Genomic DNA, 13,705 nt, shown 5'->3' with positions numbered 1-13,705 from the left:
TAGGGCACGATGTGCTTTTGTTAAGCGTAAGCCTTTGGCTTGAGCAGGAAGGAAGACAAGTTGAATACGACCCTCACACTTGTGACCGTGTTGTTGATGCTGCTGTTGCCAGGTGCTGCGGTGTCACAAGTCGACCCTGCGACGATGCTGGCCGGGGCTTCGGGGTCAGAAATCGTTATCGAACGCCGGTGGACGCAGTTTCGTGGCAAACAGGAACTGTATTTCTTTACTCTCGATGTGATCGTCACGATCATTCTGGCTGGCTTGATCGTCTATCATCCGGTGAGACGTAAAGCCCGTAGAAGCGTCCGCGACATAGTTATGCCAAGGCTTTTCTTCCTGTATGCGCTTATCGGCATGGCGGTTGGTTTTCTGGTGGTTCAGCACGGGTCAATGATCGGTTTTGTCATATTTGGAATCGGAGCGTTGCTCAGGTTCCGCTCCAATCTCGATGATCCGGTGGACACTGTCGAAATGATAATCGTGACTGTTCTTGGTCTTGCGGTCGGTTTGGGCTTGCCGCTGATGGCCACACTGGTGGCGGTTGTATGTTGGTGTTTCATTTGGCTCGGTGGACGAAACAAGGGTGTGGAAATTTCGCTCAAAGCATCAGACGAAGAACACTCATTGAACGTCAGCGGGGCCATTGAAGCTATGGCCGCAGACGCTGGCTGGAAGCTGGTCAGAAAACACCACGTCCCCGGAAAGTCTCGCGTCTCATTGCTTTTCATCACCTCGGGAGGGCTTTCAGAAGCCCGGATAGAAGAGATGATAAACGATCTGGTCCCTGATAAAGTTGAGCTGAAACTCAACCTCTAGTCATTTAACAAGGTCCAAACGTTTCAACACCGCGTTCGGGGATCTGATCTCTTTCGGAAGCGACTTGAAGTTTACCGACCTTTCGAAATCGGGTCCTCGATATGCTGCTATCCCAAACTCTCCGTTCGGCTGGAACGTAACATGAGTGAAGCTGTGAGGTGATCTGGCGCTATCGCCAATAAGCCGCCGCGGACCACCTCCCAAACAAGCTTGAGAGACATAAGCCACACCGTCTTTCCAACCGGGATAGAAGGCATGATGGTGGCCTGACAGATGCAGAACGACACCGCTTTCCAAATAGATTTTTTCAAGTGTCGGATCACCGATGATTTCGCGCTCGCGCTGGATCGCGAAGGGCCAAAGTGGGAGGTGACTGAAAGTGACAATCGGGTCCCCGTCTGCACCCAGTTCCTGTAGCCGGTCCTGCTGATCACCGGATAGCGGGCCCAGGGTCGTTGCATCCAGAGACGCAAACGTAATGCCCTGCATCTCAAATGCGTAGAAGAACGGGTAGTCATCCGAAACCAGGAAGTCGACGCTTGGTTTTCTCGGAGTCCATTCCTCTGCGTATATTTTTCTTTCACGCTCGAACCCTCGGTAGGCGGAGGCATCATGGTTTCCTGGTGTGACCGCAAATGGAATGCCGGCAGCCTCTAAAGGATCTGATACGGCCTCGTGAAACGCCTTCCACATCTCTCTGACCTGTTTGTCTGACAAGTTGGGAATGCGCTGTCCCGCGACCATATCGCCCGTCGAAATCACCAGATCTGGATCAATCTCGACTATCCGCTTAATCGCCTTGTCGACGCGGGCATCGTATTTCACCGAACCATAGCTGCCGTTCAGATCCGATATGACGATAACATCCAATGCCGCCGCTTTGCAGGCGATCAGAGTGGTCCAAATGAACGCCGCGAAAAGCGTAGAAAGCCTACGGGTCATTACAATCCACTGTCTCTACCTCGGTGTTGTTTCTCAAAAAGAATGCGACAGGATCCAAGTCGAACATCAAATCGCCATTTGAGCAATTGTCCTGGAGAATGGACGTTGCCAGCTCGGTGTTTTTTACAACTTGTGCAATCTGCCTGTCTGACAACCCAAGGCTTTGCGATAGCCAGCCGTAGACGGGACCTTGAGATTGAAGATCACTATTCAAAGCGACCAAGCGCCGATACACGCTTGGAGAGAAGTGCCGCATTTTCTCCAGCATTTGAGTGGATTTCGCGAAGTTGGCATACTCGACACGCCCGCCAGCATCGTTGTCGTTTAGATTGCTGCGACGGATCAATAACGCGTCGGCGGGAACGTCTCCATCGTTTGGCTCATGGTGCTTGGCTTTCTTATGCTTCAGCTTTCCGTCTTCGACCCAATACCAATAGGGTGTGAAGTCTATGTTTCCTACGCGGTCCTGCTGGCTAAAGATGAAATCGAGGAGTACAATCTCGGTAAGTTCTTGCATCCAAAATGCCATCTGTTGGTCGCTGACATCGGGACCGAGATCCTTGTTGATCATCCGGTCTCTTCGACCTTCTCCGACGCCCACTACAATGGCCTCTGGCAAGGGTTTTGAAGAACGCAAAGCCAAGAAAGCAGGAGTTTCCTGAAAATCGCGGTTCTGACCTTTTCCCCAACCAGATTTACGGGTGCCGTTGATTTCCGAGCCGTATCGATGCCCAGGGCTATCAAGCAGCACACCGAATATTTGCGTTCGATCTGCGGTGAACAGATCGTCGGTTGGCTGGTATGAGTTCGGGTCAGCATCCGCAGCTGCGAAGACCCGCCAGCCTTCGTGGTTCATGCGCCCGCCATGAGAGCCACCAGAAATCGCAAGGCCAGGCTCGGCGACCTCGGAAAAATGCGCCTGGGCGTCCATGCTACGCCAAACGGCGACTGGAACTTTTACAGTCGCGTCGAAATATCTGGAGAAATGATAGTAAAGCAGTGAAGACGTGGAAAAGGTTCCACTGGTGCCTTTTTGGTTCATGGTGGACTTGAATTTAGCCACCCTGTCCTTAGCCAGATCTTTTGCCGCCTTCCCCTCTTTGCAAGCGTTTCTCTCGAATTCAGAACGGTTCCCCACGTAAGGTCCTTCCGAAATATCGTAGACTGCCATTCCTGGGCTGGTGCTCCAGGTTTTTGGGCAAATAGCAATTTCGGAGGCATAGAAATCGATCTCGCAATAGGCCGTTTCTTCCTCAAGATCGCTTTTCTTATACTCGCCCGTTGGAACTTTTTCGATCCGAATACAGCGTTCAGTAACGCCGTTGGGACTATCAAATGTCGTGGCTTCACCGAGAACATCGTCGTTCGCCCACAAGACAGTGGGTGCAATTAAAGCAAGTGACCCCAGAAGATTGAACTTCATTTGGATAGTCCTCCCAATATCATTTGGGGCAAATCGCTGCCTGTTGCTCGTTGGAGATCTTCAATTTTGGGTCGACACTGAAGTTGGAAAATTTTGAGTCAATCCACTGGTCGCACCCGCCTGAACAAGGGGCTCCGTTTCGGGCATCATTCCAATATTCCTTGGCCCTTTCTTCTGTCCAACCGCAAAACTGAACGAGCGCCATCGCCGACAATGCACCTGAGGAATGAACGCCCCACATGCAGTGCACCAGAACAGGGCCCTTTCCAGGGTTTTTAATCACCTCGTGTATGGACGCCATGACAGCATCGGGTCGAGAGGATCTGGCGCTCTGATAGTCAAAGGATCCGTTTCCGCAGCTGGTGCGACCGTATTCAGTGTTTTTGCCGAAGTCGGCATAAAACCCGGTTGAAAACCCTTCGCCGCACAGAGTTTCGCGTTGACCTTCACTTAGGCCAGTTCGATCCTTGTCGCCGCCCTTGAAACCGGATCGATACAACACTCCGCTTAAGACTGGGCGAAAGAAAGCGACACCATCAATGCCTCCGTCACCACCCTTTGAAAGCATTTGACTTTTGCTTGGACCGCCATTTCGACTGGTCACGTCAGAATTCGCAGCGGTTGCGAGAACACCAATGAATATGAGGGACGCCAAAAACCGCATGCCAAATCCTTTCTATTCTTGAACCTTTAATGCTCAAACTCTTGCGACCTGATAGTCTCTCGGAAAGGCTAGTTCATGACAACCATATCAAGTGGGCAAATAGCTTTCCGCTGTGAAACTTTAGATGGGCCACACGAGATTGATGATAACGACGACTACGAAGTAGGCTAGAACAACTTTCCAGTTCCATTGGTGCTTGTTTTCTTCGTTGATCACGCCAGCCGATTTCAATGCCAGGTTAGTGATGATTAAGGCGACAACGATGACCGCCGCGTGTGCCAGGTCGAATTGCAAGTTTGGGCTCCTTCTCTTGGATTTGGGATTGATGGAAATTTGTCAGCAGTCACCTGATGGCAGCATAGCTACATCTGAGTACCTTCCCTCAGACGTCGTGATCTGAGCACATGCACCTGTATCCTTGTTAAACCAGTACGAGGTCAGCCCTTCGCTTCGGATGAGTTCAAATCCGAGACTTTGGATGCCCATTTCAGCTTGGCCCGCTCTTGCCCCTTCAAATGGCGAAAGATCGCTAGAGCTGCCCACAGTTGGTGCACTTGCATCCACCGATCCGCCACTCTCTTCGCATGCTGCAAGTGCAGAAATACATACCGCGCCGATCACCATTAGGACATTGGTTCTCATGTGTTTTTCCTGGCTGTTTTGGGAACGTGTTCAAGGGCTTCTGGTCGATCACCTATTCAATTCCGAAAATTACGTTGTAGCCGACGGAAGAGTTGCTGCGATTGATAACCTCCACAACATGATCACCAGATTGCCAAAGCTGCCCTCGATACTCCTTGTCCGCCGACATTAATCCCAACAGTTCAGAACCATCGGGGTTACGAATAACGTAGTCTAAGGAGCCATTTCGCGGAGCAACGCGGACGTAAAGAAACTGTTCGTTTTTTGCCCCGAGAACATATTGCTGTGACGCTCCGGGCGCGAGTTCACCAACGAGTTCGGCGCCGGTGGAACCAGCATCGAATTTGACACGTTGGCTACCAGTAGACCCGGCGGCGCCTGCCATGGCTCCACCGCCATCATCCATCGCTTCGACAACCGACATCTCGCCGATGCTACCATCCTTGTACGCGATGCAGCGCCAAAGTGTTCCGCCTGCGTCTCGTAGCATGACGAGCGTGCCCGCTTCTGAGAACTCTGAGCTTTCAATCGTACCTGATTGACCGTCTGGTCCTCCAACCTGTCGCAAATGATCGATACACGCGTCGTCTGCTTCAGACATTGCAAAAGAAGCCGTGCCTGCGATTGCGAACATCGGTGCGAGGAATTTGAGTACAGCGAATTTCATCAGATGGTCCCTTGCTGGCTGATCCTTAGAGTTTTGTTCCGTACAAAGCGGAACCTCACTTCGCGTCTCGTAACTTTGACAGAAATTCATCGCATGCCTGCGCGCTGCCGACGATCTCGTCCGTCGTTTCAATTCCTTGCAGTGACGCCATTTCGGAATTTACGCGGTTGAGGATCTGATCCGCTTGCTCGGCGGTGATAAGGTTCTCAGCTTGTGCTCCTTTCAATGTGGTGCAGACACCGGCGGACAAGCCTGTCGCAACGCCGACACCCACCGCGGCCCCGCCACCCAAGGTCATCGCCCCAACCACGCCGAGGACGAGCCCGATCACAATTCCCAAGATTACTTTTCCCATGTTTTCCTCCCTTTTGGTGAGAAAGAGTTCAGCCACCACTACTGGCGCAATCTGCGTGCCCATCTGCAAATCAAAACCAGCGCTAACAGGTTGAGCGCCGGAGCAATCGCCGCGAACCACGGCTTGGCGGAATCCGAAAATAAGTCCGCCACAAGTATCCAAGGTAGTCCCAACGGCAGCAGGAACACTCCGGACAAAGGGTCTCGTTCCTGTCCCAACCAGCCAAATGTGCCCGTCAAGAATGCAACCAACGCCAATAGGTACATGACCGCGAATACGATGATGGTGGTTCTACAAACCAAGTCGAGCCTCAGCTGATCAAGCCAGTGCTGCGCAGCCGTTTTCAGCTACGCAGCAGACAGGTCACAATGCGCCTTCGTCGCCCAGGAACTCGATACCAGCTGTCGCGCCATCACTGTAAGCAATGCAATTCCAAGGAGCACGATCCTCGCCAACGCCGACTGTGACCTGTGTTCCCGCCTCGCTAAACGCGGATGAGAGCACCACGACTTGTGAATTGTTCGTTGTGCTGGCTACATCTCGCAAACACGCCTGCTGAGCCGGCGTGAGCTCGGCGGACGCGCTTGATGTACTCGTATCGTCGCAGGCCGCAAGCAGTGCGAAACATGTCGCGCCTGCAATCATCACCATCTTGTTAGACATTTTCTTCTCCCTCTGGTTCCCTTGAAATTAGTGAAATTGGATGCGCTTGTTTGAAGCTCCCGCGTCTGTGCAGCCAATTGAACATACCTTGATCCTGTGACTACCATTCCCAAAACTTGCCGCGGGGGGCTTGGTCGGCGGGAAGATATTTCGTTGACTATCGGGGCCGACAATAACGTGTGAAGGCCGAATGACGTCACTAGCAAATGCTAGAGCAAACTCTGGACAGAGGGCGAGTACGTTTAGTCTGAGCATCGCGTCCTCCCAGCGCTCAATCATTGTAAAGTGCCTTCCGACCGCCAGCACTCACTCCAGCAGTCGGAAGGGCTCGGCACAGCGAGCAGCAACGACAATAACGGAGGTAAAATAAAGTTGTGTCGAATTCGCATGTTTGAATCTAATTTCTAATAAATCAATATTTTTTCCGCGCGTAAATTTCTCTACGCTCTCGTACGATAGGCCTCTGCGCTCAAACAAAAAGGTAAGAGGGAGCATCCTTAGGGGCGAGTGTGTTCCCCTGAACGGCGAAGCGATTTGAGGCCGCAAAGAAAGAATGGAGTGAAATATGGGATTTGGTGAAGCCGTAAAAACGTGTTTCTCGAAATACTTCCAGTTCTCCGGTCGGGCTTTACGCTCAGAATACTGGTGGTTCGTCTTGTTCGTGGTTCTCGTGAGTGCTGCTTTAGCTGTGCTGGACACCATCTTATTCGGGACCAACCCCGAAACAGGGCAGGGATCACGGGTTCTGTCCTCTGTTTTCCAACTGGCCGTTCTCATACCTATGCTGGCCGCTGGTTGGAGAAGGCTGCATGATACAGGACGACCTGGCTGGTATTTGCTGCTGCCGATGGCGCTCAGCATTGTAACTCTTTTTGTTATGCTGGGTGGGGTGGCGTTCTTCTCGGTATTGGAGCAAGGGACCGAAAACCCCGATGCATTGAGAGGACCTGCGGCCGTCCTGGGCGTAACCGGTATTGTTGTTGTCTCAATTCTTCAATTGGTTCTGTCCATCCTGATGATCTGGTGGCTGACGCGACCTTCCCAAGAAGGCGCAAACGAATACGGCGCACCTGTTTCCTGACCTGGTTGCCCAGGTAACGGGCCGGATTCCTGCTGAATGAAAGTCCGAACCGCAACACCATGGAGAGAGAAAATGAGTTTCAAAACGATTTCCACTGGGACGCTGATGGTGGTTATGGCGACTACAGCATCAGCGGAGTGGTCGTTTAGTTCCGGGCCCAATCCCAATGCATTTATTCAATCTGGAAACATGACGCTGGAACTTCAGTGTAACCGTATCCGCTTTGCACCGGCTGGATATGAGGACAGCCAGGACATTGTGGAGAAGCAGGGGCTTTCCATTCGATTTTTGAAGAACGGCACCACCGAAGTTGGGGCATTTCAAGTTGGCGCAGAAAACGCGGCTTTGCAGATCGTCGACAATTTTCCTGTCGAGGTCAGTTTCAATAGTCAAGAGGACTATGGTTTTGTACTGGACCAGCTTGCGGCCAATGCATCGGTTAACCTGTCGATGATTGATCAAGATGTCAGCTACGGAATCTTTGACTTAAAAGGCTCCAGCGCGGCAATTCGGTCCCTTCGTTCCGCCTGCGATTCAGGTCCTAGCCAGGGGGCCTCCTACGAACCCCCCGAAGGCATCGTCTATTGTGGTGGCGGAGCGATAAAACGCGTGATCGAACCCGTGATTTTGGACAACCCTGAGGGAGACTGGGACGCGCGAGTAACAGTCAACGGTGATTCAATCAGAGCAATGACGGCCTACAGTTACTTCGGAAACTCTGAGCCGCCGGCCGGATTTGTCGTAGCCCTACTTGGGGAAGACAGGTCCGAGTTTCTGATTTTTAGCGAAGGCTCGGTAAACTGGCTGGAATACGGGGACTACAGATATGATCAGTGCAATTGATGCTGCCTTCCAAACACCTTCCCAAGTAGTGCGTCAATTGAAAGGTCCAGTTTCCAGGTTTGTGCTGGTCTCTGGTCTAGTATGGAACTCACCAGCTGTCGCGGCTGACGTTTCGCAACTTCCAACCGGTTTGCGAGCAAAGGTTGATCTGGCGGCGCAGGCATGCGCGGAGTTCAACAACGGTCAGTTTGACTTAGATTGGGGCGCGGTTGAAAGGGTCGATCTCGACGGAGATCTACAACGCGACTGGGTTTTGAATGAGTCTGGTTTTGCGTGTTCGAGCGCCGCATCTCTTTACTGCGGAACTGGCGGATGCATGTCGCACTTCTTGATTGAAGAGGAGGTTCAATCCTTGCTCAACCAGGGCTGGACGGTTGTTGATTTTGGGCGTCAACGCGTTGTTGTTGCGGATATTCATGGATCCAATTGCGACGGAATAAACCCAACGCCTTGCGTCACCGCCAGTGTTTGGGATGCGGACGCTAATACGTGGCGCTCGTCTGCTGGCGATTGGGAATAAGTTGCATTTGAGAATTGCAGATAAGCCATAGGAGCTGGTTTGTTCGATGGGTTCTCTGTGGCGCGCAAACTTATGGGCAAATCGTGCAAACTTATGCGCAATTGCTGTGCAAAATTATGGGCGAAGACACTTAGATTTTCTGAATAAAATCAATGATAGGAATGCAGCGTTATGAGCGCACCTACATTAGGTGTCGAATGCTGCGTCCCATAATGCTGACAGCAAAATTCCGTTGTGGACGTCCAACCGCTCAGCATCAGTTTCGCAGTCTTTCCACGGCTTAATGTGTGAGGCTCTAAGGAGTTCAGTGTCAGAAATGTCCGAAATCGGGCAAACTACACAGGTATGGGCTCCACGCGGTCATTCGCTCAGTCGCGATGCATGTCCGCTTTCCGGACATTCGCCGCGACTGAGCGAACGACGACACCGAGCCTAAACCGGACCTGGTTAAATTGCGTCCCAGATTTGATGAAACCAGTGGAAGACCATCATGGTCAGCTATTGAGAGTAACTTTTCTTTGGTGCAGTCGGCGTCACCACTCTACCAAGGCCTCATGTAAATTGTACTGATAGCTCGGTGTCCATCACGCCACCAAAACCAGCTGACCATTCTTCACCCGGAGACACTGGCCATGCGTCTGTCAAAGTACCGGTTGTAACCAGCTCGCCTGCCTGAAGCTGGTCGGCTTGTGAGAGTAGAGACACAAGATGAGCCAGGACTTCAATTGGGCCTCCAAGCGCGTTTTCACCTTTGCCGGACTCGATAGCCTCGGTGCCCTTGAACAATGCTAGTGGCACTTCGGCTAAGCCGGTCAAGACATCATGCGTAGCCGCGATTTTGTCGCCAAGAACAAGGCAGCCGTGCAATCCTTGTGCTGCGATTGAGTCTTCGACCGAGAATTTCCAGTTGGGATAAATCGATTGAACAATTTCAAATCCCGGGGCCACCCATTCCACGCAACCTGCCAACTGCTCATTGTTCATTTCAGCTGTTGGTGCATGTTTAAGGCCCAGTACGATTTCTGGCTCGATTCTCGGTTCTGAATAACTTGCCAAGTTTACCGGCTGATCAGTCGAAAACCGCCCATCTGCGTGGACCTCTCCCCAAATGGGTTGATCCACACCGTAAACAGGCCAAATCGTGCGGTTCGTGAAGCCGACTTTTCGGCCGACTCTTTCTTTGCCCAGAATCTCGCGGACACGACTAGCAATCGAATATGCGTCATCCAGCGATAGCTGTTCTGCCTCTGAAGACAGTTTAGATATCTGCCGGGCAGAGGTCAGGGCATCAGCAATTATCTGAGCGTTAGATTCAATATCTCTTGTCATATTCGCATTATACGCGCCGACGGCTGGATTGCGATGCAAGCGAGGTTTTGAAGGGCCATCGTCGCACACTCAAAGGCTTGCACTGAAAGTGTCGGTATCTTCTGCTTCAAGTGGGCAAGTCCAAGGCGATCAAGCAACAAAAATCTCCACCCGTTTGTGCACCCTAAATAATTGTGCGCCCCAACTGCTACTAACAGTTCGATTGCAATTTAGAGCGAGGTGATCGCGTTGATCACTGCTTCTCGGCTCTGAACAGCGCCGGTTTGTAGATACTCCATAGCTTTGAGAGCAGCTTCATGGGCTTGGACAGATGACCCTCCAACGCAGTCCTCTACAACGCGGCAGAAGTAGTCTGATTGCTGGCCATCGACGAATGTGTAGTGCACACAAACATCCGTCAAACCGCCGCACAATAAAAGTGTGTCTACTTTTAAACCGCGCAGCAGGATTTCGAAATCGGTTCCAAAAAATGCAGAATACCGTCGCTTCAGTACGATGTAGTCACCTTTGCGATATCCCATCTCATCTTTTGCAACTTCCGTCCGTGGATCACCTTCGAGACAGTGTATGTCTTCGTCACCATCCAGTTCCCTGCCGAAGTCGATCTGATCGGGACGATGGACTTCCTGAACGAAGATGACGGGCACATTGTTGTCATGCGCAGCGTCAACCAAATCGCGCGCAGCAATCATGCGCTCTTTGTAGCCCGGCATGTTGTCGATGGAGCGTACTTCGCTGTCATCAATAAACGTGCTCTTTTGAATGTCGATTACGATTAGGGCAGGTCTACCCTCGATCAGTTTCCTGGCTTGTTTGGTTTTAGTTGCCATGTTCGACCTCTAATTTGCCAGGTCGTCCTGAAAAAAACGCCCTTGCTTGGCCGGGTCGTCCCAGCGGGCAGATCAAACTTGACTAAATGTGCAAGTGATTACGGTCAAGGGTGTGCTGCGTTGTTGTGGAATGAAAAGCATGTGTGCGCCTGGGGCAACATTGCCCGCAAAGCTGCCGCTAGATGTGAGCGCAGAGAGAGTCTGCGCCGCGCGCAGATTGAGCAATGGTGCGAGCAAGACCGACGGCGGCTATACAACTTGACCCATCGTTCATAGTGTAAATGCATGAACAGATTTCGAAATGCCCAAACCTATGATGCAATTCGATGCTTTGAGATCGAGACTGATGCCTATGAAGGCGACGAAGCGGCTACCCTCGAAAAGATAGCAAAGAGAATCGAGGTCTATCCCGATGGTTTCCTCATTCTTGAAATCGAAGGCGAGATTGTTGGCTTTGTGAATTGCGGATGTGCGTACAACGTTGAAATGTCTGACGAGGAATTCAAAGAACTTGTAGGGCATGACCCCGGCGCGCCAAATGTCGTTATTATGTCTGTCGTCGTGGATCCGGCGCATCAAGGAAAAGGCCTATCGCGGGCATTGATGACTGAATTCGTCGGCCGCATGAGAAAAATGGGCAAATCCGCGATCTACCTTATGTGCAAAGAGCATCACGTCCCGCTTTATCAGAGATTTGGGTACAACTATCTTCGTCCATCAACCTCTGATCATGGAGGAATGACTTGGCACGAAATGTCTATGGAAATATGAACCGTTGGTTGAGCCACGGTGAGTGGACATTCAAGGCCGACCAAGCCGCGCTACATTGAAAGGGATTTGCCGCGACCTCGCGATTGAGTTGTGTTGTTCGGTTTGGGTTGAATTATACCAGTCAGAATGCACTTTTGATTGAGTTTTGATGCGTTAAAGTTGATCGTATTACGCTACGACAATCGAATTTTGAACGTATATAGTGAACCGTGCAAACTTATGCGCAAATGCTGCGCAAAATTATGGGCGAAGCCCCCCAGATTTTCTGAATAAAATCAGTGTTAGGAATGCAGCGTTATGCGCGCACCTACATTAGGTCTAGATAACATCATTGCGCATCTTCGACCCGTGGGCGCAGAAGTTGTCTAGCCCCCTCGTTCGGCACCACTAAATTGAGGTTTCTCTAATAAGGTTTCAGGCACAGGTGGGCGCATGTTCAGAGCATGATGTGGCCGGATCTGGTTGTATTGTCTGAGCCAGACATTGATGGCGACCTGAGCTTGTTTGGTTGTGTGGAACCATTCGGCGTTGAGGACTTCGCGACGGAGTGTTCCGTTGAAGCGTTCGTTGTAGCCATTTTCCCACGGTGACCCTGGGTAGATCTGGATCGGTTGGATACCGACCCGTCGGAGCCACTCCTGAAGCGGTGCAGCGATGAACTCCGGGCCGTTGTCTGAACGAATAAACTCGGGCTTACCGTGTTTCATCAGCAGCCGGTGCAGAACGTCCAGAACGTCAGCTGCATTCATTCTGGGTCGCACTGCCACGCAGAGCGCCTCACGGGTGTACTCATCAAGCACAGTCAGCATCTTGTAGCTCCGCCCACTGCTCAGCTTGTCATGGACAAAATCAATCGCCCAGACATGGTTGGGATGCGTGGGCCTGAGCCGGATGACAGAGCTGCCCTTGTGATAGAGCCGCCTTCGTTTCTTATGCCGATGTGGCAGCTGCAAGCCTTCTTCGCCCCATAATCGTTCGATCTTCTTGTGATTGACCTGCCAGCCCTCTATCCGCAAAAGCGCTGTCACTTTCCGATAACCATATCGTCCGTATTGCTTGGCCAGCCGGATCATCGCCAGGCGCAGCGCATCATCACTAGTAGCCTTGGACCGATAGCGATGACTGGACCGCGCCACACCCAACACTGCGCAGGTTCGACGTTCCGATGTATCCAGCTTTTGGCGGGTGTGGATCACGGCCTGACGCAACCCATCAACCGTCAGGCCTTGGGCTTTAAATGATCCAGGCTCTCCTTCAGGATCAGCTTGTCGAGCTGAAGATCAGCCACGATCTTCTTAAGCCGCTCATTCTCTTTCTGAAGCGCTCGCATCTCTGACAACTGCGGCCGCCCCATGCCGCCAAACTTCTTGCGCCAGTAGTAATACGTCTTGTCTGAAATCCCCGCCTTCCGACAAGCGCTCACAACATCCAAACCATCATGCAAATGCACGTCGATCTCGCGCAAAAGCTTCAACGCATCTTCATCCGAATACCGCTTCCGAGCCATCCATCATCCCTTCCGTGACACCAAAATAGTGGCACAGTTTTACGGGGCTAAGACAGCTGGACTACCTATTTTCGTCATTGTGTCAGACGATGACCAAGCGCTATCTCTTTCTGCTCGCTTGCGAGGTCGGGAAAAAAGAGTCGGTTCCGTGCGTTCCTCTATCGAATTGGGCGACGTCGAGGTGTCAATCGTGGACCTATCCGGAGTTCAGGACGGTCGATCTCTTGCGCACAGCAAAGCAGCTGAGTCCGAGCTTTTTCTTTCCTATATCAACGCTCTCAACGAACAGGGCGTGAATGTATTCGGAACTGCGGCCGAACTTGGACTTTTCACCCGAGGCGTTCTTTTTGCCCAAAGGGGAGGAGATTTGCTGATCACACAGTAATAAAGCCAATGCCCCAGGCTGCTAGCACATCCAAAACGTGAACTCGCTCCATGCCCGCTACAAAAGTTTCATCAAGCCTTTCTGTGGACTGGTCTCGAAGAACCTCAATGGCTACATTCGCTGGCTGGAGGTGCGGCTGGCGGGTATGCGTCCGGCGGAGATTATCCGCGCATCGTAGACCAAGCACCGCGCAGAGGTCTGCTTCGAGACTCGATGCCAGCTCTGCGACGCGCTGCCCGGGGCAATGGCCTCGTAACGGCCGCC

19 protein-coding genes are annotated in these 13,705 nt (G+C 51.9%); 6 read left to right on the top strand and 13 right to left on the bottom strand.

The features are described from left to right. Positions 1 to 39 precede the first annotated feature (39 nt). Positions 40 to 819 carry a DUF4956 domain-containing protein gene (locus ACR3EQ_RS12175; RefSeq protein ID WP_480490766.1) on the top strand — a complete coding sequence of 260 codons (780 nt, stop codon included), beginning with the start codon at positions 40 to 42 and terminating at the stop codon, positions 817 to 819. Here ACR3EQ_RS12175 and ACR3EQ_RS12170 read toward each other — a convergent pair whose 3' ends face one another. From ACR3EQ_RS12170 to ACR3EQ_RS12135, 8 genes are all read right to left on the bottom strand, one after another. Next, on the bottom strand, positions 820 to 1,761 hold the full coding sequence (locus ACR3EQ_RS12170; protein ID WP_480490764.1) for a metallophosphoesterase family protein: 942 nt from the start codon (positions 1,759 to 1,761) through the stop codon (positions 820 to 822). Then, on the bottom strand, positions 1,751 to 3,184 hold the full coding sequence (locus ACR3EQ_RS12165; protein WP_170520106.1) for a hypothetical protein: 1,434 nt from the start codon (positions 3,182 to 3,184) through the stop codon (positions 1,751 to 1,753). The genes ACR3EQ_RS12170 and ACR3EQ_RS12165 overlap by 11 nt, the downstream gene beginning before the upstream one ends. 19 nt (positions 3,185 to 3,203) lie before the next feature. Beyond that, positions 3,204 to 3,848, bottom strand: a complete 645-nt coding sequence (locus ACR3EQ_RS12160) for a protein-tyrosine phosphatase family protein (protein ID WP_170786509.1) — start codon at positions 3,846 to 3,848, stop codon at positions 3,204 to 3,206. A gap of 120 nt (positions 3,849 to 3,968) precedes the next feature. Further along, positions 3,969 to 4,142: a hypothetical protein gene (locus ACR3EQ_RS12155; RefSeq protein ID WP_157054209.1), complete on the bottom strand. Its 174-nt coding sequence runs from the start codon at positions 4,140 to 4,142 to the stop codon at positions 3,969 to 3,971. Positions 4,143 to 4,184: 42 nt separating this feature from the next. Continuing rightward, positions 4,185 to 4,490 (bottom strand): hypothetical protein, encoded by a 306-nt coding sequence (locus ACR3EQ_RS12150; protein ID WP_170418736.1) that lies wholly within the window; start codon positions 4,488 to 4,490, stop codon positions 4,185 to 4,187. Positions 4,491 to 4,542: 52 nt separating this feature from the next. Continuing rightward, the gene (locus ACR3EQ_RS12145) at positions 4,543 to 5,157 is read right to left on the bottom strand and encodes a hypothetical protein (protein ID WP_170408626.1); all 615 of its coding nucleotides are present in this window, start codon (positions 5,155 to 5,157) and stop codon (positions 4,543 to 4,545) included. 55 nt (positions 5,158 to 5,212) lie between these two features. After that, complete coding sequence (locus ACR3EQ_RS12140; RefSeq protein ID WP_170470484.1) at positions 5,213 to 5,575, bottom strand: hypothetical protein; 363 nt, start codon at positions 5,573 to 5,575, stop codon at positions 5,213 to 5,215. Positions 5,576 to 5,875: 300 nt separating this feature from the next. After that, positions 5,876 to 6,175: a hypothetical protein gene (locus tag ACR3EQ_RS12135; protein ID WP_170756245.1), complete on the bottom strand. Its 300-nt coding sequence runs from the start codon at positions 6,173 to 6,175 to the stop codon at positions 5,876 to 5,878. Between the two features lie 565 nt (positions 6,176 to 6,740). Here ACR3EQ_RS12135 and ACR3EQ_RS12130 point away from each other — a divergent pair. The 3 genes from ACR3EQ_RS12130 to ACR3EQ_RS12120 all read left to right on the top strand — a co-directional run bounded on the left by ACR3EQ_RS12130 (position 6,741) and on the right by ACR3EQ_RS12120 (position 8,619). Further along, positions 6,741 to 7,256, top strand: coding sequence for a DUF805 domain-containing protein (locus ACR3EQ_RS12130; protein WP_170408624.1), 516 nt, complete (start codon positions 6,741 to 6,743; stop codon positions 7,254 to 7,256). A gap of 72 nt (positions 7,257 to 7,328) precedes the next feature. Further along, positions 7,329 to 8,099 (top strand): hypothetical protein, encoded by a 771-nt coding sequence (locus tag ACR3EQ_RS12125; RefSeq protein WP_170621300.1) that lies wholly within the window; start codon positions 7,329 to 7,331, stop codon positions 8,097 to 8,099. Then, on the top strand, positions 8,083 to 8,619 hold the full coding sequence (locus ACR3EQ_RS12120) for a hypothetical protein (RefSeq protein ID WP_170617475.1): 537 nt from the start codon (positions 8,083 to 8,085) through the stop codon (positions 8,617 to 8,619). The genes ACR3EQ_RS12125 and ACR3EQ_RS12120 overlap by 17 nt, the downstream gene beginning before the upstream one ends. A 186-nt stretch (positions 8,620 to 8,805) precedes the next feature. Here ACR3EQ_RS12120 and ACR3EQ_RS12115 read toward each other — a convergent pair whose 3' ends face one another. From ACR3EQ_RS12115 to ACR3EQ_RS12105, 3 genes are all read right to left on the bottom strand, one after another. Beyond that, positions 8,806 to 8,946: an HNH endonuclease gene (locus ACR3EQ_RS12115; protein WP_170619987.1), complete on the bottom strand. Its 141-nt coding sequence runs from the start codon at positions 8,944 to 8,946 to the stop codon at positions 8,806 to 8,808. A 225-nt stretch (positions 8,947 to 9,171) separates the two neighbouring features. Continuing rightward, complete coding sequence (locus tag ACR3EQ_RS12110; RefSeq protein WP_480490760.1) at positions 9,172 to 9,948, bottom strand: 2-keto-4-pentenoate hydratase; 777 nt, start codon at positions 9,946 to 9,948, stop codon at positions 9,172 to 9,174. A 209-nt stretch (positions 9,949 to 10,157) separates the two neighbouring features. After that, complete coding sequence (locus ACR3EQ_RS12105) at positions 10,158 to 10,778, bottom strand: cysteine hydrolase family protein (protein WP_480490758.1); 621 nt, start codon at positions 10,776 to 10,778, stop codon at positions 10,158 to 10,160. 285 nt (positions 10,779 to 11,063) lie between these two features. Here ACR3EQ_RS12105 and ACR3EQ_RS12100 point away from each other — a divergent pair, with 285 nt between their 5' ends. Beyond that, entirely contained in the window at positions 11,064 to 11,549 is a 486-nt protein-coding gene (locus tag ACR3EQ_RS12100) for a GNAT family N-acetyltransferase (RefSeq protein ID WP_170619826.1), read from the top strand. A 365-nt stretch (positions 11,550 to 11,914) separates the two neighbouring features. On the opposite strand, the gene ACR3EQ_RS12095 is transcribed toward ACR3EQ_RS12100, so the two are convergent. Both ACR3EQ_RS12095 and ACR3EQ_RS12090 read right to left on the bottom strand, forming a co-directional pair. Next, on the bottom strand, positions 11,915 to 12,745 hold the full coding sequence (locus tag ACR3EQ_RS12095; protein ID WP_170612379.1) for an IS3 family transposase: 831 nt from the start codon (positions 12,743 to 12,745) through the stop codon (positions 11,915 to 11,917). Between the two features lie 23 nt (positions 12,746 to 12,768). Beyond that, on the bottom strand, positions 12,769 to 13,056 hold the full coding sequence (locus tag ACR3EQ_RS12090) for a transposase (protein WP_170548140.1): 288 nt from the start codon (positions 13,054 to 13,056) through the stop codon (positions 12,769 to 12,771). 28 nt (positions 13,057 to 13,084) lie between these two features. Between ACR3EQ_RS12090 and ACR3EQ_RS12085 the strand changes: the two genes are divergently transcribed. Further along, positions 13,085 to 13,441 (top strand): alpha/beta hydrolase, encoded by a 357-nt coding sequence (locus ACR3EQ_RS12085; RefSeq protein WP_480490756.1) that lies wholly within the window; start codon positions 13,085 to 13,087, stop codon positions 13,439 to 13,441. Positions 13,442 to 13,705: the final 264 nt, after the last annotated feature.

Source organism: Ruegeria sp. AN11 (assembly GCF_056536005.1).
This window is presented reverse-complemented; position numbering and strand designations above follow the sequence as displayed.